Origin of the sequence: Bacillus amyloliquefaciens DSM 7 = ATCC 23350 (genome assembly GCF_000196735.1) — a bacterium.
GTDB classification, from domain to species: domain Bacteria; phylum Bacillota; class Bacilli; order Bacillales; family Bacillaceae; genus Bacillus; species Bacillus amyloliquefaciens.
This window is the reverse complement of sequence record NC_014551.1, coordinates 1,687,170-1,707,063: the sequence shown is the minus strand read 5'-3', so window position 1 is coordinate 1,707,063 and position 19,894 is coordinate 1,687,170. Positions and strand designations below refer to the sequence as shown.

Genomic DNA, 19,894 nt, shown 5'->3' with positions numbered 1-19,894 from the left:
GATTCTACCCTGCAAATCGGTTCAGATGAGAGAACAGATCAGTTGTAAACGAAAGAATCGTCGACAGCATCCAAGGACCGAAAAAGATCAGTCCGAGCATCACCGCCACGATTTTCGGAATGAACGCAAGCGTCTGTTCCTGGATTTGAGTTGTCGCTTGAAAGATACTGACGAGCAAACCGACGATCAGCGCGATCGCAAGTAACGGCCCGCAGATCATAAGTGTTACATATACGGCTTTTTCCGCCATGGAAATTACAAATTCTGAACTCACAATTAGCACCTACCCTAAAAGCTGTCAAGCAAAGATTTCACGATTAAATACCATCCATCGACCAAAACGAAAAGCAATATTTTAAAGGGCAGAGAGATCATAACCGGCGGAAGCATCATCATTCCCATTGACATTAAGACGCTCGCCACGACCATATCGATAATTAAAAACGGAATAAAAATCATAAAGCCCATTTGAAAAGCGGTTTTGAGTTCTGAGATCGCATAAGCGGGCACCATCGTCGTCAAAGGAATATCCTGAATCGATTCGGGTTTTTTCATTTTGGCATAGTTCATAAACAGCGCCAGATCCTTCTGCCTTGTATGCTTGCTCATATACTCTTTAATCGGTTTCTCGGCTTTTGTATATGCTTCATCGAGACTGATTTTGTTGTCCATCAACGGCGTTAAGGCATCCTTATTAATCTCTGAAAAAGTCGGAGCCATGATAAAAAACGTCAAGAACAGCGCAAGACCGATTAAAACCTGATTCGGAGGCATGTTCTGCGTCGCCAGTGAAGTTCTCACAAAGGACAGGACGATGACGATTCTCGTAAAGCAGGTCATCAAAATCAGAATCCCCGGCGCCACTGAAAAGACAGTCAAAAGCAGCAGTAATTTAACAGTGGAGCTGACTTCGGTCGGACTGCTTGAATTAAAAAGATTAATGAATTCATTCATGATGATACGGGCCTTTCTTCTTTCCTTCAGAACGGCTTTGTTTCAGCTCGTTCAGCTGTTCTTTCAGCGCTTTTGAAAACGACGGAAGCATCGTTTGCGGCTTCTTTTCTCCATCCTTACGCGGATTTACGAGTTTGGTCCATTCCACTTTTGAGGACATCGCCTCTTCGTATTGGCTCAGAATCGCCTCGCGCTCTTTTTCATCTTCAATTTCTTTTAAAAGCTGTATCGTCTCGCCGACACCGACTACGAGAACGCTGTTTCCCACTTTAATCAGCTGCACGGAGCGGTTTTGGCCGACTGACGTTCCGCCGATATTTTCTACGTATTGAAACGGCTTCAGAAGGCGGTTTCTTTTATTCATCAGTTTGACAACTCCGTAGATCAGCAGAATGACAAATAATAACGCCCCAATCATCTTTACAAAATCAAAAGCGGAGACAGAAGATGCAGAAGCATCCCCTATCTCTTGATCAGCCGTTTGTTTCGATGTATCGCTTTTTTTCTCTGTTTTGTTTGTTGATTGTTTGTCAAACCATTCGTTGACAGTGGAATTGTCAGACTCCGCTGCAAAAGCAGGGAACGGATGTACATTGAGTAAAACGAAACAACAAATCAAAGCTAGTAAACCATGACTCTTTTTCAACAGTCGTACACCCTTTAGCTTAATGTTTTATTAATGGCTTCAAGCACGCGGTCTGCTTGGAATGGCTTCACGATAAAGTCTTTTGCGCCGGCTTGAATCGCGTCAATAACCATTGACTGCTGCCCCATAGCCGAACACATGATGATTTTCGCCTGCGGATCGATTTGTTTAATTTCCTTTAATGCGGTAATCCCGTCCATTTCAGGCATTGTAATATCCATTGTCACAAGGTCGGGTGAATGCTCTTTGAATTTTTCGACTGCCTGTGCTCCGTCCGAAGCTTCAGCTACAACGTCAAAACCGTTCTTCACTAAAATATCCTTGATCATCATTCTCATAAATGCTGCATCGTCTACAATTAAAATTCTGTGTGCCATAATCTGTTTCTCTCCTCTATGTTCGCTTATTTTAAATTGTTAAGGCGGTCTGCCTGACTTAAAATATCAGTGACTCTCACGCCGAAGTTTTCTTCTATGACAACGACCTCGCCCTTTGCTACGATCCGCTGATTGACCAGAATGTCAACGGGTTCACCCGCCAGCTTATCAAGTTCAATAATGCTTCCCGCAGAAAGTTCCAGGATTTCTTTAACGCTTCTCTTCGTTCTGCCGAGCTCGACCGTAACGGAAAGCGGGATATCCATCAGCATATCAAGGTTATTCCTTGAACCGTGCCCATCCGCTGCGTTTTGATCAAACGCCTGGAACTCCACCGGAGCGACTTGAACAGGAGCGGCTTTTTTAGCAGTTCCCTGTCTCTTCGGAAGCTCGGGTTTTGCCTGCGGCTCCTGCTGAATGGCAGGTTCCGGCTGCGGCGTTTCGTATGTTTCCCGCGGTTCTGATACGGTTTCATCGGCCTCAGGCTGATCTGTATCCATCAGCTCTGCGATCAGATCTTTCGCAAATGTGATCGGATAAAGCTGCATGATGCTCGAATCGATGAGTTCACCGACTTTCAAACGGAATGAAACTTTTACAAGCAGGTCATCCTCAGGTATTCTGTCTGTCCCTTTTTCTTCCGTCACATCCAGAAGTTCAACCCTTGGCGGAGAAATGTCGATCTTTTTACTGAATACGGTCGACATTGACGTAGCAGCCGAGCCCATCATTTGATTCATTGCTTCCTGCACGGCGCTCAGGTGGATCTCACCGAGTGACGGATCGGCGCCTTGGCCGTCCCCCCCGATCATCAAATCCGCGATGATAGCCGCGTCGCTTTGTTCTACGACGAGCAAATTGCTGCCGTCAAATCCTTCTGTGTAGTTCACTTCAATGGCAACATACGGATGAGGAAATTCATCACTGATTTTGCTTTTTGAAATGACGGTCACACTCGGCGTCGTAATGTCCACTTTTTGATTTAAAAGAGTGGACAGCGCCGTAGCCGAGCTGCCGAACGAAATATTCCCGATTTCTCCGATCGCATCACGCTCAAGTTCAGACAAGTTCGCTTCTTGAGGCTGTTCTGTATCCTCTGAGTGACTGCCTGTGCCATTAAGAAGAGCATCGATTTCATCTTGAGATAATCTATTGTTCATCTTGTTCACCTCTTATGTCGTGATCTAAAATTTGCACTGCCTGTCTTCGATTCACCCGGCCGGCCTGCCCTAAAAACTTCGGTTTGTTTCCGACCAATACAGTAAGAGGATCAGTCACTGATTTGTCCAGAGTTATACAGTCCCCGACTTCCAAACTTAAAAATTCTTCTATTGTCAGTTCAGAAGCGCCCAAGAGAGCCACAACGGGAATTTGAGCCGTCATGATGCGCTTTTCAAGCGACTTCGTTTCTTCGGGCTTCGCTTCATTCCGGTCTGATTGCATCCAATAGTGTACGGAAAGCTTAGGGATAATCGGCTCAAGCACGACATGGGGAATACAAAGATTAATGACACCGCTGATTTCACCGATCTGCGTATTGAGAGAAATGACCACGACTGTTTCATTTGGCGAAACCATCTGTACAAACTGAGGATTCACTTCGAATTCAGTCATTTCAGGGTCAATATCAGCAATGGATTGCCAAGCTTCTTTGTAGTTGCCCAGTGCATTTTCAAATAAGTTAGAAATAATGTTTGTTTCAATTTCCGTAAGATTGTCAGCTTTGTTATGCGTGATGCCGATGCCTCCCATGACGCGGTCAAGCATGGCGTAGGCGATGGTGGGATTAACCTCCATCATGATTCTGCCTTCCATCGGATGAACATCGAATAAATTCAGGATCGTCATGTTCGGTATGGAGCGGATAAATTCTTCATACGGCACCTGGTCGACTGAGCTGACAGATATATGAATATACGTTCTGAGCTTGGCGGAAAAATGTGTTGTGAGAAGCCTCGCAAAGTTATCATGTATCCGGGTTAAACTTCGTATCTGATCTTTCGAAAACCTGAGCGCCCGTTTAAAATCATATACCTTTACTTTTTTCTCTTTAACTTCCTTTTTCAGCTCTTCCGCATCCGCCTCACCCGTCGAAATGGCGGAAAGCAGTGCGTCTATTTCATTTTGGGAGAGAACTTCTCCTGACATCTTCTTCACCTCCGTATTCTGTCAAATTTGTTTTTATTGCAGATTAAAGGAGGTAATGTACACTTTCTGAACTTTTCCTTCTTGGAGATAGCTGTTTACTTTTTCTTTTAATGATTGTTTAAACGCTTCTCTTCCTTTATCTCCCTCAATCTCTCCGGCGCTTGTATCGGCTAAAATGGAAATAATGTTGTCTTTCACTTGAAAATCGCGTTTTTCAAGTTCTTCCTTCGCTTTAGCCGAGTCGGTCTCAAGTTTGATGCCGATGCGGATGATGCTGTCAGATTTTAGATTTGTCGTGATATCGTCGACAGACACAGTGGCTGCAACGACTTCGTCGATTGTCGGCTTTTTGTCTTTATCGGAATTTCCGCTGACGACAAAATACGCTGCCGTTCCGAGGCCGGCGATGACAATTAAAATAATCAGCATAATGATGACTAATTTTTTCTTCATTCTTCTTCCTCTATTCCCTGATCCAGTGAAAATATTTGTATGCTATGGTAAAACGATATGACTTTTTCGAGAACTGCTTCTTCCGGTTCTTTCACTACGAACTTTTTGCCGTTTGACAGTGTAATCGTCGTGTCGGGGAAGCACTCAATCTGTTCGATAAACAGCGCGTTCAGCGTAAAAGGCTGGCCGTTTAAACGGGTGACTTGAATCATGCTATCCGGAGAAGCGGCCTAGCCGCTTCTCCTCCCTCCTTACCGTTTCAGATTAACCAGCTCCTGAAGGATTTCATCTGAAGTCGTAATGATTTTTGAGTTTGATTGGAAACCGCGCTGTGCAACGATCATTTCGGTGAATTCATCTGTCAGATCAACGTTTGACATTTCAAGATAGCCCGCCAAAAGCTTACCCGTGCCATTTTCGCCCGGAGTGGTAACAGCGCTCGCAGCTCCTGAACTTAACGATTCTCTGTAAAGGTTTCCTCCGATTTTTTCCAGACCGGAGCTGTTAGGGAACGTGACAAGACCGATTTGCCCGGCATTATGAACCGCATCCCCTGCATCAGTGTATGTAACGGTTCCGTCCGCACCGATACTGTAATCTTTCGCATCAGTCGGAATGTTGATTTTGCCGCCGCCGATTTTTTCAAGATAGTATCCGTCAGTTGTAACAAGGTTGCCTTTATTGTCTTTTCCGAAATTCCCTGCCCGTGTGTAAACGATTCCCGAACCTGTATTAATCTGAAAATAGCCGTCTCCGTCAATGGCAAGGTCGCTTTTATTCTGTGTAGCCTGCGGCGCGCCGGTAGAATGAACGACATCAATGGAAGAAGTCGCGGCACCCAAGCCGATTTGTTTTGAATTGGTCACGTTTGAACCGCCGGCGACTGTCTGGCTGATCATATCTTTAAACGTAACGCGGCTTTTCTTAAATCCCACTGTGTTGACATTGGCGATGTTATTGCCGATTACATCTAGTTTTGTCTGAAAGTTTTTCATGCCGCTGATACCGGAATATAATGAACGTAACATGTTAAATTCCCCCTGGGTTTCTTTTTATTTAGATGTTTCGCTGACTGCCGTGACATTCCACGGACTGACCTCTTTGCCGTTTTCAAGCACGAGCATATAATTGCCGTTTGAGTGTTTTACTGAATTGACGGGGCTTGTCTGATCCTTCCCGTCGCTGTCGCTGAATGTGACACTTTTGCCGATCCAGTTCACATACATCGTAAACGGATCTTGATTTTCGACATATTTTGTCATCGTCGTATTCAGGTTCATCATTTGTTCCAATGAAGAAAATGTCGCCATCTGGCTGATGAATTCTTTGTCATCAACCGGATTGAGCGGGTCCTGGTTCTGAACCTGCGTCATTAAGATCTTTAGAAATTCGTCTTTTCCTAAATTCGTGCTGCTGTTCACGGCGGCGGTGCTCTTCGTGCTTGAAGCACCCGCCGCGGCATAATCCGAGTTTACTGATGTCAACTATTCTTCCTCCATTTCATTGAGAGAAAGCTCCTCCAGCATATCTCCGAAATCCCCTGACTGCTGCTGGTTCTTCTGCTCTCTCTGTCCCAGATGCTGCTGTTTATTGTGGTCGGCCGTCTGCCCGTAAACCGGCTGCTGATCCCCGCTTTGAAGCGGGACGGTAAAACGGTCGATCTGGACCGACATATTCGGAAGCGACTGTTTCAGCTGAGGAAGATGCTGTTCCAGCAGCTCTTTCGCAGACTGGCTTGATGCGATGATTTTGCTTTGAAACATCCCGTTTTCGTTTGTCACCTTAATTGTGACAAATCCGAGGTTCTCGGGATTAAGACGAATCGTAAAGCTTCCGGTTGTTTTCCCGAAAGGCGTATATTTCATCTGTTTCCAGCCGCTGATGACCTGTTCCGTTAACGGTTTATTTTCTGCCGGCTGCTGTTCAGCTCCTGCGGACGCTTGCTGAATGCCGGCAATGCTTCTCGTTCCCGAAAACAGGATATGCGCAGACAATTTGCTGTCAGGCGCCTTTACGTGAGAAACTGTGCCGCCGTTTTGCTGATCGGTTTTCCCGGCTGACTCTTGGGACGATTCAGATGATTGAGATAACACAAAAGCTTTCAGCTCAGTTTCAGCCATGTTCCATTCCTTTGTCCCTTTTTGAGAAAGGCCCGCAAGCTGCTCAGTGACGCTTTGAAAGCTCTTCAGCTCAGCGGCCGACATGGAGTAAAGCTTAGATGCAGATTCGTTTTTCGGAAACAGCGTCTGCCGCAGATCTTGAATCACACGGTCCGGTACGCCTTGTTTTTTCAACGCATCTAATAAACGGGTGCCTTCCTGGTAAACTGCCTTTGCCTGTGCGCTGTCCGGCAGCTCCTCTTGATGCGTGAAGAGCCGGGCTACAGCTTCTTGAATGAATAGAAGACCCGTCTCCAGCGCATCGCGGGCGGAATTCTCATCCTTTGCGGAAGAATTCGGCTCATTTTTTTCAGGCTTCACCCCATGCCGTTTGCCGGCTAACATGTCTTGAACAGATTCAGCAAGCTGTTTCAATAAAGGAAGGGCTGTTTCAGTCGTTTGCTTCCCTTCAAGGGCTTTTACCGCCTCAAGCAGCTGTTTCAGCTGCAGTTCTTGATCTTCGGGGCCGGCCTTCAGCCAATCACCGATTTTCGAAAGAGCTTCATTCAGCTTTGCATCACTTGTTTTTGCTTCATCTCCGGGCTGCTGTTGAGAACTGATTTCCGACAGAAGCCAGTTCTGAAATAGGCCTAAGCTGTTTACATTCAACTTCACATTGCTGTTTTGCGCAGTCTGTGTACGATTCCCCGTTATTTCAAGCAGCTTCAACTTACATCACTCCTTATTTCCGTCAGCGGATAGTTTTTCTGTATACTTAGCCGCTTGTTCAGGAGTCAATTTCGTCAAGATGTCAGCAAGCTGCTTTTTACTTAATCCGTTTAAAATATCGAGGGCTTCTTTTTCTTTCAGCTTTACGATAATGCTTGCCGCTTTACCGCTGTCCATACTTTTATAGATGTTGATCATTTTATCTTTTCCGGCTGAATCCGAAGCGGCTTTTTTCGTCTCATCCGTTTTCTGCTGCTGTTCAGCTTCCTGTTTCAGTGAACGGATTTTCTGATTCAGATTGTCGATTTCGGATTTGCTTGTGTCCAAATCTTTATTCAAAATGTTAATTTCACTTTTTTGTTCCTTTATGGTCTTTTCAAGAGAAGCCGTTCTGTCTTCCTTCTGCTTTTCCGCCGCGCTTTTCGTTTCTTTCGTTTCAGGAACCAATTCTTTTAAAACAGGCGTTTTAGCTGCTGTTTCCTGAATCGGTTTCATCACATCTACGCCGGCAGCCCAAAGGACGATGCTTGCGACGATGATCAGAAAAATCAGCGGGATAATGATAAAAAGCAGGATTGAACCGAACTTTCCAGATCCCTTTTCTTTATCGGCCATTTCATTCGCTCCTAATGCCCCTGAATCATAAACTGCTTGATTGAAATATCGTCCATTTCTCTCGTTTCTGCAGCTTTGTCTTCAAGTGCGAACATATTAAATTGTTTTTCCCGCATTTTTTCGAATTTCTTTACTTCGATGTTTTTTTCGGTGAGCTGTTCCTGCTTCTCATTCATTTCATTTCGTTTCATGATGACAAGCTTTTGATAATGATAGATGGTGTTCTCAAGATTGGAAACGAATTGCTGATAATGTCTCATTTCCTGAACGCTCATCCCGCATTTCAGCTTTGATTCTTTGTCTTTTTCGAGCAATTCTTTTTTGCTCATATTTTCATATAGTTTTTCAGCTACTGTTTCAAATTCGGAAACCGACTGTCTGTATTCAGTCAATGTTTGGTCTTTTTCATTTTCTTTTAATTCCAGCAGCTTTTGAAATCTGAATTGGTACGCCACGATGTTATTCCTCTTTTCCTGTCAGACTCGTCAATGCCGCAATACTATTTTCCAATTGAGCGGGTTCTTCCGTTCCTTGTTTTAAAAATTGAATAAGCTGCGGATAAAACTGAATCGCTTCATCAATTTCTCTCGATGACCCTCTTTTGTAAGCTCCGATATTAATGAGATCTTCAGAGTTTTGATAAGTTGACAGAAGATCGCGGAATTTGTTGGCCGCCTTTATATGGGCTGGGTCTGAAATATTAGACATGACCCTGCTGATGCTTTTCAGAATATTCACCGCCGGGAACTGCCCTTTGTTGGCAAGCGCCCGATCGAGAACGATGTGTCCGTCTAATATTCCGCGCACCGTATCGGCAATCGGTTCGTTCATATCGTCTCCGTCAACGAGAACGGTATAAAAAGCTGTTATCGTCCCTTGTTCATTCGCACCCGTTCTTTCTAGCAAACGGGGTAAAATAGCGAACACAGAAGGTGTATATCCTTTTGTTGTCGGCGGTTCACCCGCTGCCAGCCCTATTTCCCGCTGGGCCATCGCGACCCTCGTGACGGAGTCCATCATGAACATGACATTCCGGCCTTTATCACGGAAATATTCCGCAATGGCGGTGGCCGTATATGCCGCTTTCAAGCGCATTAATGCGGGCTGATCAGAGGTCGCGACTACGACAATCGAACGTTTCAGGCCTTCTTCACCTAAATCCTTCTCGATAAATTCACGCACCTCGCGCCCCCGTTCGCCGACGAGTGCGATAATGTTTAAATCGGCTTCGGTCTGCTTTGCGATCATGCCCATCAAGGTGCTTTTTCCGACTCCGCTCCCGGCAAAAATTCCGATTCTCTGCCCTTTTCCCACTGTCAGCAGACTGTCAATCGACCTGACACCGACACCCATCTTTTCCCGTATCGGCGGCCGTTTCATCGGGTTTGGCGGCGGCTGTTCCGTCGAAACGGGAGACAAACCTTTCGGAAGCGCCCGGCCGTCAAGCGGTTCGCCGAACGCGTCGACAACTTGTCCGATTAAACCTGCGCCTACTTTGATGCGGAGCGACTCGCCAGTAGCCTCTACTATGCTGCCCGGTGCGATGCTGGCCGCTTCCAGATAAGGCATTAACAGAATGTTTTCATCCTGGAAGCCTACAACCTCAGCTTTAATTGCTTTTTTCGCATGGCCTTTCGGATAAATGAGACAAACATCTCCGATCGAGCTTTCGGGCCCTTTTGATTCAATCATCAGCCCGATGACACGCTTAACCTTGCCATAGCGTTTGTACGGATCGGCTGTTTCAATCGAGTCTATTAAATACTGTGTCTTCATTGCTCCGCTCCCGCCTCAAGCGCCGTTAAAAGCTTTTGTTTTAATTGCATCAGCTGGGTGTCTATACCGGCATCTACCCGACCGAACGGAGTTTCTATCGAGCACGTTCCCCTTGCAGCTTTTTCATCGGCATATAAGCTTAACCTGCATTCTTTGTATAACAGCTGCTGAATTTCGTCCATATGCTGATGAACCGTTTCATAATATTCAGGATCTACATAGATGGAGATGTCATCATAATCTTTCACTTCGGCTATTACCTGTTTGACCAGCAGAAGGAAAGCTTCTTTATCATCGCTTTTTTGCTGCCATACTTTTTTGGCGAGCGCAACGGAAAGCTCAATGATTTCTTCCTCAGCGCTTTCCAGTTTTTCCTCGACTGACTGTCTCGCCATTTCCGTAACCGCATTGGCGCGGCTGATGAGATTTGCGTATTGGGTTTCAGCCTCGGCTTTTCCCAAAGCCATGCCTTCTTGATAACCTTCTGCCTTTGCTTCTTCCATCAGTCTTTGTTTTTCTTCCGCCCAGCGGCTTTTCTCTTCTTCAATCTGCAGAAGAGTATACTCCAATTGATTTTTCGCTTCTTCAGACACCCGGTCGGCTTCGGCCTTGGCAAAAGCCATGAGAGCCTCAGGGTTTTCGGCTTTCTCCAGGTCAAACTGGGGATGCGTATTTCTGACTTCCTGCAAGGAAAGCTTACGACGTTTCTGTTCAGGAGAAAATGATGATTGCTGTTTAATGACATTAGACAATAATATCGTCTCCTCCGCCTCGCGCGATTACAATTTCACCGGCTTCTTCAAGCTTGCGGATGACGCCCACGATTCTTGATTGCGCCTCTTCCACATCACGCAAACGCACAGGCCCCATAATTTCCATTTCCTCTTTAAACGTTTCAACCATACGCTGTGACATATTGCTGAAGACGATCTCCTTGACTTCCTCGCTCGCAACCTTCAATGAAAGCAGAAGGTCGTCGTTTTCAACGTCCCTGATGACGCGCTGAATCGCACGGTTATCAAGGGTGACAATATCTTCAAAGACAAACATCCGTTTTTTGATTTCATCCGCCAATTCAGGATCTTGTATTTCTAATGAATCAAGGATTGTTTTCTCCGTTCCTCTGTCTACGCCGTTTAATACTTCAACAACGGCTTCTATGCCGCCGGTCTGCGTATAATCCTGCGTAAAGGAGGAGGACAGCTTTTGTTCAAGGACCCGCTCCACTTCATTGATGATTTCAGGAGACGTCCTGTCCATAACCGCAATCCTTCTTGCCACCTCAGCCTGAACGTCCGGGTTCAGCTCAGACAAAATTTGTCCGGCCTGCACCGGATCAAGGTAGGATAAAATCAGCGCCATCGTTTGCGGATGTTCCTGCTGAATGAAATTTAAAATCTGTTCGGGCTCCGCTTTTCTCGCAAAGTCAAACGGCTTTACCTGCAAAGAAGAGGTCAGCCTGTTTAAAATGCTTACCGCTTTGTCTTCTCCGAGCGCTTTTTCAAGCACTTGGCGGGCGTAATTTAAACCGCCTTGAGAAATATAGTCCTGAGCGATTGCGATATTATGAAATTCTTCAATGATTTCATCTTTTCTCTGATGATCGACGCTTCTGACTCCCGAAATCTCAAGTGTCAATCTTTCAATTTCTTCTTCAGACAAATGCTTGTAAACAGAGGCTGATACATCAAGACCTAAGGAAATCATGAGGATGGCTGCTTTTTGTTTTCCTGTAAGCTTGTTCTGATCACGTTTCGCCATTTTCCATTCCCCCTAATCCTCGTCCAGCCAGCTTCGAAGCAATTTTGCAAAGTCTTCCGGTTTTTCTTTAGCCATTTTTTCAAGCTGTTTTCGTCTGACTGTTTCTTCCGTTTCATTTTGCTCTTCGTTAATATCAGGCAATCGAACCGGCTCCGGCGGTGTTTCATATTCGTATTCTTCATACTCATCTTCTTGTGAGCGTTTCTTTCTGATGAGAAGAATAATAAGCAGAATAATGGCCGCAAGCAGTACGCCGCCTGTAATGTATACCCAGATCGGGAGACCTGATGAGTTTGCCGACGCAGTATTCGTGCTGACTTTTCCGTCAAACGGCTGAACCGATACGACGATTTTGTTGTTGATATCATTGTTCGTCAGTTTTTGATTTTGCGCCTCATTTTTATCAAGAGACGTTCTGACGACGGTTCCTAAAATCTTTTGAATATCAGCCTGTCTTTGAGCTGTTAAAGACGCGGCATTTTTCGGATTCGGCGGCTCCACCATGACCTGAATGCCTAAATCGCGCACTTTATATGGGCTTTCCGCAATTTCTTTATGAATGCGGTTGACTTCATAGTTGATTTTATTGCTGCTTTTTTCGTAGTCTCCGCTGTTTGAACCGCCGTTGGCCGCTGCATAGTTTGCGGTGTCATTGCTTCCCGTTCCGGCCGTGCCGCCGTTGGCTGCTCCGTCGCCTTTATACGTTTCCGCCACTTTTTCGGCGCTTATCGCTATGCCTTCCATGTTATCTTTATCGACAGGCTCGACGATGTCTTCAGTGCGTTTTTCTTTCGTAAAGTCAATATCAGCCGTAACGGATACAACGACTTTATCCTGCCCCATCATTGTGCCGAGCAGTGACTGAACATGTTTTTGAATGTCCTTTTCGACCTGCGACTTAATACCCTGCTGAGAAGCATAACTGTCAGAAACGGACCCTGCACCGCTGTCACTTTTGTCATAGTATGTAGAGTTTTGGTCCATTATGACGATATTATCTTCTTTTAAGTTCGGGACGCTTTTAGAAACAAGATGGTACAGCCCGTTGATCTGGCTTTGATCAAGTGAGTAGCCCGGTTTTATCTGCAAAACGATCGATGCGGATGCTTCCGGCTGATCTTCACCGACAAACACGGCTTCTTTCGGCATATTGATCATGACTTTCGAGCTTTTAATACCGTCCATTTCATTTATCAGGTTTGACAATTCAGTCTGAGTCGCATCAACCTTTAAAACGTCAAACTCATTATCTGTCAGGCCGAAGCCTGCATTTTTTCCGAAAAACGAATAATCAATTGATCCCGTTTTCGGCAGGCCTTCCGCGGCAAGCTGGACTTTAAGCGAATCCACTTGGCTCTCAGGAACCATAATGACCGTGCCGCCGTCTGCAAGTTCAGAAGACACTTTTTTCGTATCGAGCTCCTCTTTAATCTGCCCCGCTTCTTCCGCGGACAAATCTTTATAAAGAGGCACCATCTTTTCAGACGAAGTAAAAATAATAACGACGATGAGTAAAATTATGAATGCGGCCAAGCCGCTTACCATGAGTATCTTCTGTGTTTTTGATCTGTTATTCCAAAACGCTGACGTTTTGGTTTTCATTTGCATTAGAGTACGATTCATGTTAACCCCCGGTCATTCCAGTCATTCTCTTCAATCTGACCACTACATCTGCATTCTCATGATTTCCTGATAGGCTTCCACGGCTTTATTGCGGAATTCGGTAGCGGCCGTCAGAGAAATATTTGCTTTTTGGGCAGCGATCATGACCTCGTCAAGGTTTACATCCTTTCCTGCAGCCAGTTCGTTCGTTATTTGGTCAGATTTTACTTGTGACTCATTTAACGAATCAATTGAGTTTTTTAAAAGCTCCGAAAAGCTTGTTTGGTTTGAAGAATCAGTTTTTTGCGTTTGGTTTAATTGATTCGTTACGTTTTGAGTGTTTTGCGTTTGTTGAAGCTGAAAAGGAGTAATAGCGTTAACCACTTACATCACCTTACTTTCCGATTTCTAAAGCCTTTAAAAGCATGCCTTTGGAGGCGTTCAATGCCGTCACGTTTGCTTCATATGATCTCGTGCTGCTGACAAGATCCACCATTTCCTTTAATGGGTCTACATTTGGTTTTTGTACATATCCGTCTTTATTCGCATCCGGATTTTCCGGGTCGTAAACAAGATTAAAAGCGGATGGGTCTTCCGTAACCGCGGATACTTTTACGCCATTTCCCGCGCTTCCGATTCCGTTCATCTTGGAATTTAAAAGGGACGAAAATGATTCGCCTCCGGATTGGAGAGATACGAGCTTTCTTCTGTAAGGCACCCACTCGCCATTTACCTGCTTCGCTCTCGTTGTATCCATATTGGCCAGATTGGACGATACGACGTCCATCCGGACACGCTGTGCGGTTAAAGCAGAGCCGGAAATATTTAAGCTTTGAAAGCCACTCATTATTTTCCTCCTGTCAAGACGGTTTTCAGGGAATTGAATTTGCCGCTCATTCTTTCAACCAAAGCCTGATAATTAATTTGGTTTTCGGCTAAATCTGTCATTTCTTTGTCTATATCCACATTGTTTCCGTTTTGCTGGTACGATGTATCACCGCTGGACACAATGGAATAATCGGCCCCCGAATCCGTAAAGTCAACGTGCCGATAGTCGGTTTTTACAGCCTCAAGATTAGATGTTTCCTGATCTAACAAATTTCGGAAAGAGACTTTTTTTGCCTTATAGTTCGGTGTATCTATATTGGCGATATTGTTAGTTATGACTTTTTGCTTAATGTCCGCTCTCCCCAAGGCATTCTCAAGATTTTGTATAGTTCCAGAAAATAAGTCCAAATCCACTTACCTCCATTTCAGATATTTTTCTCCTAAAAATCCTTGTCGATAATTGTAAAACCATATGCTTATTGTAAGAAATAACAGGCTTAAAGTCTATGAAGTTAGGCTAAAAAAAAGTGCTCAATTATATCTATTTTGTAAGTAGGTATTAAGTCCTAGAGTATTTGTACTACAAGCATTTGTTTAATATAAGACTGAAAATAGCTCAATTTCTGTATTTTCCCCTTTTTTCACACAGCAAGATGGATTATCTCAGATCAGATTCCAATAATCAACTTTAAATTGCAACTTTTCACCCATTGTTCATAAAAAAAGCAGGACCCCCATTTTCAGGGGATCCTGCTTTTGGTTTAATGTGATTTAAGATTTTCCAACTCAATAAGGAATTTGTTGTTCAGAACTTTAATGTAAGTCCCCTTCATTCCCAGTGATCTGGATTCAATGACGCCGGCGCTTTCCAGCTTTCTCAGCGCGTTAACGATTACTGAACGCGTAATGCCCACACGGTCCGCAATCTTACTTGCCACAAGCAAGCCTTCGTTTCCGTCAAGTTCTTCAAAGATATGCTCAATCGCTTCAAGTTCACTGTAAGACAGAGAACTGATCGCCATTTGAACGACTGCTTTGCTTCGCGCTTCTTCTTCGATTTCTTCCGCTTTTTCTCTTAAAATCTCCATTCCTACAACGGTTGCTCCGTATTCAGCAAGAATGAGATCATCATCTTCAAATTGATCCTGCAGACGGGACAGAATCAATGTGCCCAGACGCTCGCCTCCGCCGATAATCGGAACAATCGTCGTTAAGCCTGCCTGGAACAGGTCTCTGTTTTCAACAGGAAATGCCGTGTATTCGCTGTTGATATCAAGGTTTGAAGACGTCTCCGGAACGTTGAACAGATTTTTCGTGTACTCTTCCGGGAACTGGCGGTCTTCCAGCATTTTTTTCATGCGGTCATTTTCGATCTGCTGATTAATAGAGTAGCCTAAAAGCTTTCCTCTGCGGCTGACGACGAAAATATTAGAATCAATGACGTCACGAAGCGTTTCAGCCATTTCTTTAAAGTTTACGGGTTTGCCTGCCGCAGCCTGCAGCATGCTGTTAATAATTCGTGTTTTTTGTAGTAAAGCCATGTTAAATAATCCTCCTAGAATTCCTCTTATTAAATTTTCACAATATAAATTGACTTAGATCTTTGTTGTTTGCAATCGTTCCGAGCTTTTCTTCAACGTATTGCGGCGTGATGGCGACTTTTTCCATCGTCACGTCCGGCGCTTCAAACGACAGGTCTTCCAACAGCCTTTCCAATATCGTGTGAAGCCTTCTCGCTCCGATGTTATCCGTATCCTGATTCACATGATAAGCCACTTCGGCGATCTTACGAATAGCTTCGTCAGAAAATTCAAGAGATATACCTTCTGTCTGCAATAAAGCCTGATATTGTTTTAACAGCGCGTTATCGGGTTCGACGAGAATCTTCACAAAATCATCCACCGTCAGCTTGCTCAATTCTACACGAATCGGAAAGCGGCCTTGCAGCTCCGGAATCAGATCGGACGGTTTGGCCATATGGAATGCTCCGGCGGCTATAAACAGCACGTGATCTGTTTTGACGGAGCCGTATTTCGTGACGACAGTAGAACCTTCGACAATCGGGAGGATATCCCTTTGCACACCCTCTCTCGATACATCGGCTGAGGAAGAAGCTCCTCCGTTTTTAGCGATTTTATCTATTTCGTCAATAAAGATGATGCCGCCCTCTTCAGCTCTTAACACAGCCTCCTGGCTGACTTCATCCATATCGATTAATTTGCTTGCCTCTTCATTGGTCAGAACCTTCCTAGCCTCTCTGACCGTCATTTTACGGCGCTTTTTCTTTTTGGGCACCAGATTGCTCAGCGCATCCTGCATATTCATGCCCATCTGCTCCATACCCGAGCCTTGCAGCATGTCAAACATCGACGGCTGCTGCTCTTCCACCTCTACGGAAACGTAATGGTCTTCGAGCTCTCCCAGCGCAAGCTGATGCGCCATGCGTTTTCTTTTTTCTTCAAGACTTGCTTCTTCCTGCTGATCGGCTTCATCATCGTTTGTCGGCTGGCCTCCCCCGAAAAGCATTTCAAACGGGTTTTTCACTCCCGCTTGTTTTTTCTTTCCCGGTACGAGAAGCCGCACAATACGTTTGTTTGCATTTTCTTCAGCCTGTTCTTTTACTTCGCTGATTTTTTCTTCTTTAATGAGCCGCACTGATGTCTCAACGAGGTCTCTGACCATTGATTCGACATCTCTGCCTACATAGCCGACTTCTGTAAATTTTGTCGCTTCAATTTTTATAAATGGCGCACCGGTAAGCTTGGCGATCCGTCTGGCGATCTCTGTTTTCCCCACCCCGGTCGGGCCCATCATCAGAATGTTTTTGGGAACGATCTCATCTCTCAGTTTTTCATCAAGAAGACTTCTGCGATAGCGGTTTCTTAATGCCACGGCGACAGCTTTTTTCGCATCCTGCTGTCCTACAATGTATTGATCCAACCGATCTACAATTTGTCTCGGTGTTAACGGTTTGTTTTCCATGCGCCTCAAGTCCTTTCTATTCAAGTTCTTCCAAAATGATCTGATCGTTTGTGTACACACAAATCTCGCCCGCGATTTTCAAAGCGGCATGTGCAATATCTTTGGCGGACAGGTTCTCTCCGGCATAGGTTTTCAGCGCTCTTCCTGCTGACAGGGCGTAGTTTCCGCCGGAGCCGATCGCCATAATGCCGTCATCCGGCTCAATCACTTCACCTGTTCCCGATACGAGAAGCAAGGTATCCTGGTTCATGACAATCAGCATGGCTTCCAGCTTGCGCAGCACTTTATCGCTGCGCCATTCTTTCGCAAGCTCAACCGACGCACGTTTTAAATTGCCGTTGTATTCTTCAAGCTTCGCCTCAAACATTTCAAAAAGTGTGAAAGCGTCTGCAACAGATCCTGCAAAGCCGGCAAGAACCTTTCCGTTAAACAGCTTTCTCACTTTTCTGGCAGTATGCTTCATGACTACAGCCTGACCGAATGTGACCTGGCCGTCTCCTGACATAGCGCTTTTTCCTTTATGCTGGACGGCAAAAATCGTTGTCGCATGAAAAGATGACATGAGAAGGGCCTCCTTTTAATTTTCTTTAAAAGCTCTCGGATGGTGGGACATATATGTGTTTCTCAGCATTTCCTTCGATACATGCGTGTATATCTGTGTAGAAGACAGATTGGAATGGCCCAGAAGTTCCTGAACGCTTCTTAAATCAGCCCCTTCATTCAGCAGATGGGTCGCAAACGTGTGCCGAAGCATATGCGGGTGTATATGTAAAGTGCCGGATGCCTTTTTTACAAGCCCGCTTAAAATATACCGGATTCCTCTGGCGGTAAGCGGACCGCCTCTTTGATTGACAAACAGCACATCATGAGGCTCTTTTGCTTTTTCAAGCAGGCACTGTCTGCCGCTGTTGATATACAGCTCCAGCGCATCACGGGCATATGAGCCGAACGGGATGTAGCGCTGCTTCCTGCCTTTCCCGTGAACGAGCACCGTATCCATGAACAGGTCAAGATCACTGACAGTGAGCGTACAGCACTCACTGACCCTCATTCCGGTCGCATAAAGAAGCTCAAGCAAGGCCTGATCGCGCATCCCTGACGGCTGACTTCTGTCTGAAACAGCGAATAGTTCCTCAAGTTCTTTTTCATAAAGAAACTTCGGAATCCGTTTCTCTTGTTTCGGCAGATGAACAAGCTGAAACGGATTCTCTTCAACAAGCTTTTCCCTCATTAAAAATTTATAGAAGCTTCTCAAAGCTGAAATTTTCTTGCTGATTGTTTTTCTTGACAGGCCTTTTTCATAAGCTTCTGTCAAAAATATTCTCACATCATGATATGCAGCTTCATTCAATCCATTTATATTTTGAGCATGCAGAAACATCCCAAATTCTTCAATCGAATTAACATAATTCACAATAGTATATTGTGAATAATTTTTTTCAATTTGTAAATATTCAACGAATAACTTTAAAAAAAAGTTAACATTCTCAGCCATTATGAAGACCTCCCTCTCCGAAGGGCTTTTAAATGGTATCATATTATGCATTGAAGTTGCAATGAAAAGCTATATCGTTTTCGAAATAGTTTGAATAGTCTCAATTGCGCGTTTAGCGTATTCTTCGTTTCGTTCTTTTTTGTTTTTAATTTTAACAGGCAATTCTTTTAATAAGCCGAAGTTTGCATTCATCGGCTGGAAGTTCTTCTGGTTTGTCGTCGTAATGTAGTGAGCCATGCTTCCGATCGCCGTCTCCTGCGGGAATGTCACAAGGTCCTGACCGAGAACAAGTTTGGCTGCATTGATTCCCGCTACAAGACCTGACGCAGCAGATTCAACATAACCCTCTACGCCGGTCATTTGGCCCGCGAAAAACAGGTCGTTCCGCTGTTTAAATTGATATGTCGGATTCAAGAGGCTCGGCGAGTTGATAAATGTGTTTCTGTGCATAACGCCGTATCTGACGATGTCAACATTTTCAAGGCCCGGGATCAGTTTAAGCACTTCTTTTTGATCTCCCCATTTTAAATGTGTCTGAAAACCTACAATATTATAAAGCGTTCCCGCCGCGTCGTCCTGTCTGAGCTGAACGACTGCATAAGGCCGCTTGCCTGTTTTAGGATCTTCCAGTCCGACCGGTTTCATCGGTCCGAACAGCATCGTTTTCTTGCCTCTTTTCGCCATGACTTCAATCGGCATGCAGCCTTCAAAGAAGATTTCTTTCTCGAATTCTTTTAACGGAACCGTCTCAGCCGTCGTCAGCGCTTCATGGAAACGGTCAAACTCTTCCTCAGTCATCGGGCAGTTTAAGTATGCCGCTTCTCCCTTGTCATAACGGGATTTTAAGTACACTTTATCCATATCAAGGCTGTCTTTTTCAACAATCGGCGCCGCCGCGTCATAAAAATACAGATATTCTTCTCCTGTGAGCTCTTTCAGCTGCTGTGAAAGCGATTCTGACGTAAGCGGACCGGTCGCGATAACTGTCGGGCCTTCCGGAATCTCAGTTACTTCCTCGTGAAGAACCGTTACGTTCGGATGGTTTTTCACAAGATCCGTCACGCTTTGCGCAAATTCATGGCGGTCAACGGCAAGCGCTCCCCCTGCCGGAACCGAGCACTTATCAGCAGATTGAATGATTGCTGAGTCAAGCGCCCGCATTTCTTCTTTTAATACGCCTACCGCATTGGCGAGCGTATTTGAACGCAATGAGTTGCTGCATACCAGTTCCGCGAATTTGTCAGTATGATGGGCTGCCGTCTGCTTTACGGGCCGCATTTCATATAGCTTTACTTGAATTCCTCGTTTTGCAAGCTGCCATGCCGCTTCACTTCCGGCTAGGCCCGCTCCGATTACATTTACTGTTTGCTGGTTCATTTCTTTTCATCTCCTGTTGTTTGTCCCTTCCACACAAAGAAGGTGAGCAAGG

Annotated in this window: 25 protein-coding genes; all 25 read right to left on the bottom strand. The window is 45.0% G+C overall.

All coding sequences use genetic code 11. The features are described from left to right. Window positions 1-4: 4 nt before the first annotated feature. The 25 genes from fliQ to trmFO all read right to left on the bottom strand — a co-directional run bounded on the left by fliQ (window position 5) and on the right by trmFO (window position 19,842). The gene (fliQ, locus tag BAMF_RS29180; RefSeq protein ID WP_013352270.1) at window positions 5-274 is read right to left on the bottom strand and encodes a flagellar biosynthesis protein FliQ; all 270 of its coding nucleotides are present in this window, start codon (window positions 272-274) and stop codon (window positions 5-7) included. Window positions 275-288: 14 nt separating this feature from the next. After that, window positions 289-954 (bottom strand): flagellar type III secretion system pore protein FliP, encoded by a 666-nt coding sequence (gene fliP, locus BAMF_RS29175; RefSeq protein WP_013352269.1) that lies wholly within the window; start codon window positions 952-954, stop codon window positions 289-291. Further along, complete coding sequence (gene fliZ, locus BAMF_RS29170) at window positions 947-1,600, bottom strand: flagella biosynthesis regulatory protein FliZ (RefSeq protein ID WP_013352268.1); 654 nt, start codon at window positions 1,598-1,600, stop codon at window positions 947-949. The genes fliP and fliZ overlap by 8 nt, the downstream gene beginning before the upstream one ends. 14 nt (window positions 1,601-1,614) lie before the next feature. Further along, a complete protein-coding gene (gene cheY, locus BAMF_RS29165; RefSeq protein WP_003154238.1) occupies window positions 1,615-1,977 on the bottom strand; it encodes a chemotaxis protein CheY in 363 nt (120 codons plus the stop codon). Window positions 1,978-2,003: 26 nt separating this feature from the next. Beyond that, the gene (gene fliY, locus BAMF_RS29160) at window positions 2,004-3,137 is read right to left on the bottom strand and encodes a flagellar motor switch phosphatase FliY (RefSeq protein WP_013352267.1); all 1,134 of its coding nucleotides are present in this window, start codon (window positions 3,135-3,137) and stop codon (window positions 2,004-2,006) included. Continuing rightward, entirely contained in the window at window positions 3,127-4,125 is a 999-nt protein-coding gene (fliM, locus tag BAMF_RS29155; protein ID WP_013352266.1) for a flagellar motor switch protein FliM, read from the bottom strand. Before fliM ends, fliY begins: the two co-directional genes overlap by 11 nt. A 33-nt stretch (window positions 4,126-4,158) precedes the next feature. Further along, window positions 4,159-4,578: a flagellar basal body-associated protein FliL gene (fliL, locus tag BAMF_RS29150; RefSeq protein WP_013352265.1), complete on the bottom strand. Its 420-nt coding sequence runs from the start codon at window positions 4,576-4,578 to the stop codon at window positions 4,159-4,161. After that, window positions 4,575-4,790: a swarming motility protein SwrD gene (gene swrD / locus BAMF_RS29145; RefSeq protein ID WP_013352264.1), complete on the bottom strand. Its 216-nt coding sequence runs from the start codon at window positions 4,788-4,790 to the stop codon at window positions 4,575-4,577. Before swrD ends, fliL begins: the two co-directional genes overlap by 4 nt. A 39-nt stretch (window positions 4,791-4,829) precedes the next feature. Continuing rightward, window positions 4,830-5,606: a flagellar basal body rod protein FlgG gene (gene flgG, locus BAMF_RS29140; RefSeq protein WP_013352263.1), complete on the bottom strand. Its 777-nt coding sequence runs from the start codon at window positions 5,604-5,606 to the stop codon at window positions 4,830-4,832. Between the two features lie 24 nt (window positions 5,607-5,630). Continuing rightward, on the bottom strand, window positions 5,631-6,062 hold the full coding sequence (gene flgD / locus BAMF_RS29135) for a flagellar hook assembly protein FlgD (protein ID WP_013352262.1): 432 nt from the start codon (window positions 6,060-6,062) through the stop codon (window positions 5,631-5,633). Further along, window positions 6,063-7,406, bottom strand: a complete 1,344-nt coding sequence (locus BAMF_RS29130; protein WP_013352261.1) for a flagellar hook-length control protein FliK — start codon at window positions 7,404-7,406, stop codon at window positions 6,063-6,065. Window positions 7,407-7,412: 6 nt separating this feature from the next. Next, window positions 7,413-8,021, bottom strand: coding sequence for a MotE family protein (locus BAMF_RS29125; RefSeq protein WP_013352260.1), 609 nt, complete (start codon window positions 8,019-8,021; stop codon window positions 7,413-7,415). An 11-nt stretch (window positions 8,022-8,032) separates the two neighbouring features. Further along, window positions 8,033-8,476 (bottom strand): flagellar export protein FliJ, encoded by a 444-nt coding sequence (gene fliJ / locus BAMF_RS29120; protein WP_013352259.1) that lies wholly within the window; start codon window positions 8,474-8,476, stop codon window positions 8,033-8,035. A gap of 4 nt (window positions 8,477-8,480) precedes the next feature. Continuing rightward, a complete protein-coding gene (fliI, locus tag BAMF_RS29115) occupies window positions 8,481-9,797 on the bottom strand; it encodes a flagellar protein export ATPase FliI (RefSeq protein ID WP_013352258.1) in 1,317 nt (438 codons plus the stop codon). After that, the gene (gene fliH / locus BAMF_RS29110) at window positions 9,794-10,549 is read right to left on the bottom strand and encodes a flagellar assembly protein FliH (protein ID WP_013352257.1); all 756 of its coding nucleotides are present in this window, start codon (window positions 10,547-10,549) and stop codon (window positions 9,794-9,796) included. Before fliH ends, fliI begins: the two co-directional genes overlap by 4 nt. Beyond that, window positions 10,542-11,558 (bottom strand): flagellar motor switch protein FliG, encoded by a 1,017-nt coding sequence (fliG, locus tag BAMF_RS29105; RefSeq protein ID WP_013352256.1) that lies wholly within the window; start codon window positions 11,556-11,558, stop codon window positions 10,542-10,544. The genes fliH and fliG overlap by 8 nt, the downstream gene beginning before the upstream one ends. A 12-nt stretch (window positions 11,559-11,570) precedes the next feature. After that, window positions 11,571-13,181 (bottom strand): flagellar basal-body MS-ring/collar protein FliF, encoded by a 1,611-nt coding sequence (fliF, locus tag BAMF_RS29100; RefSeq protein WP_013352255.1) that lies wholly within the window; start codon window positions 13,179-13,181, stop codon window positions 11,571-11,573. 42 nt (window positions 13,182-13,223) lie between these two features. After that, window positions 13,224-13,544, bottom strand: a complete 321-nt coding sequence (gene fliE / locus BAMF_RS29095; RefSeq protein WP_007409777.1) for a flagellar hook-basal body complex protein FliE — start codon at window positions 13,542-13,544, stop codon at window positions 13,224-13,226. A gap of 10 nt (window positions 13,545-13,554) precedes the next feature. Further along, window positions 13,555-14,007 carry a flagellar basal body rod protein FlgC gene (gene flgC / locus BAMF_RS29090; protein ID WP_013352254.1) on the bottom strand — a complete coding sequence of 151 codons (453 nt, stop codon included), beginning with the start codon at window positions 14,005-14,007 and terminating at the stop codon, window positions 13,555-13,557. Next, the gene (gene flgB / locus BAMF_RS29085; RefSeq protein ID WP_013352253.1) at window positions 14,007-14,396 is read right to left on the bottom strand and encodes a flagellar basal body rod protein FlgB; all 390 of its coding nucleotides are present in this window, start codon (window positions 14,394-14,396) and stop codon (window positions 14,007-14,009) included. Before flgB ends, flgC begins: the two co-directional genes overlap by 1 nt. A gap of 353 nt (window positions 14,397-14,749) precedes the next feature. Continuing rightward, window positions 14,750-15,529 (bottom strand): GTP-sensing pleiotropic transcriptional regulator CodY, encoded by a 780-nt coding sequence (gene codY, locus BAMF_RS29080; RefSeq protein ID WP_013352252.1) that lies wholly within the window; start codon window positions 15,527-15,529, stop codon window positions 14,750-14,752. 37 nt (window positions 15,530-15,566) lie between these two features. Further along, complete coding sequence (gene hslU / locus BAMF_RS29075) at window positions 15,567-16,970, bottom strand: HslU--HslV peptidase ATPase subunit (RefSeq protein WP_013352251.1); 1,404 nt, start codon at window positions 16,968-16,970, stop codon at window positions 15,567-15,569. Window positions 16,971-16,986: 16 nt separating this feature from the next. After that, window positions 16,987-17,532, bottom strand: coding sequence for an ATP-dependent protease subunit HslV (gene hslV, locus BAMF_RS29070; protein WP_013352250.1), 546 nt, complete (start codon window positions 17,530-17,532; stop codon window positions 16,987-16,989). 15 nt (window positions 17,533-17,547) lie between these two features. After that, window positions 17,548-18,465, bottom strand: coding sequence for a tyrosine recombinase XerC (gene xerC / locus BAMF_RS29065; protein ID WP_013352249.1), 918 nt, complete (start codon window positions 18,463-18,465; stop codon window positions 17,548-17,550). Between the two features lie 69 nt (window positions 18,466-18,534). Beyond that, the gene (trmFO, locus tag BAMF_RS29060; RefSeq protein ID WP_013352248.1) at window positions 18,535-19,842 is read right to left on the bottom strand and encodes an FADH(2)-oxidizing methylenetetrahydrofolate--tRNA-(uracil(54)-C(5))-methyltransferase TrmFO; all 1,308 of its coding nucleotides are present in this window, start codon (window positions 19,840-19,842) and stop codon (window positions 18,535-18,537) included. Window positions 19,843-19,894 lie beyond the last annotated feature (52 nt).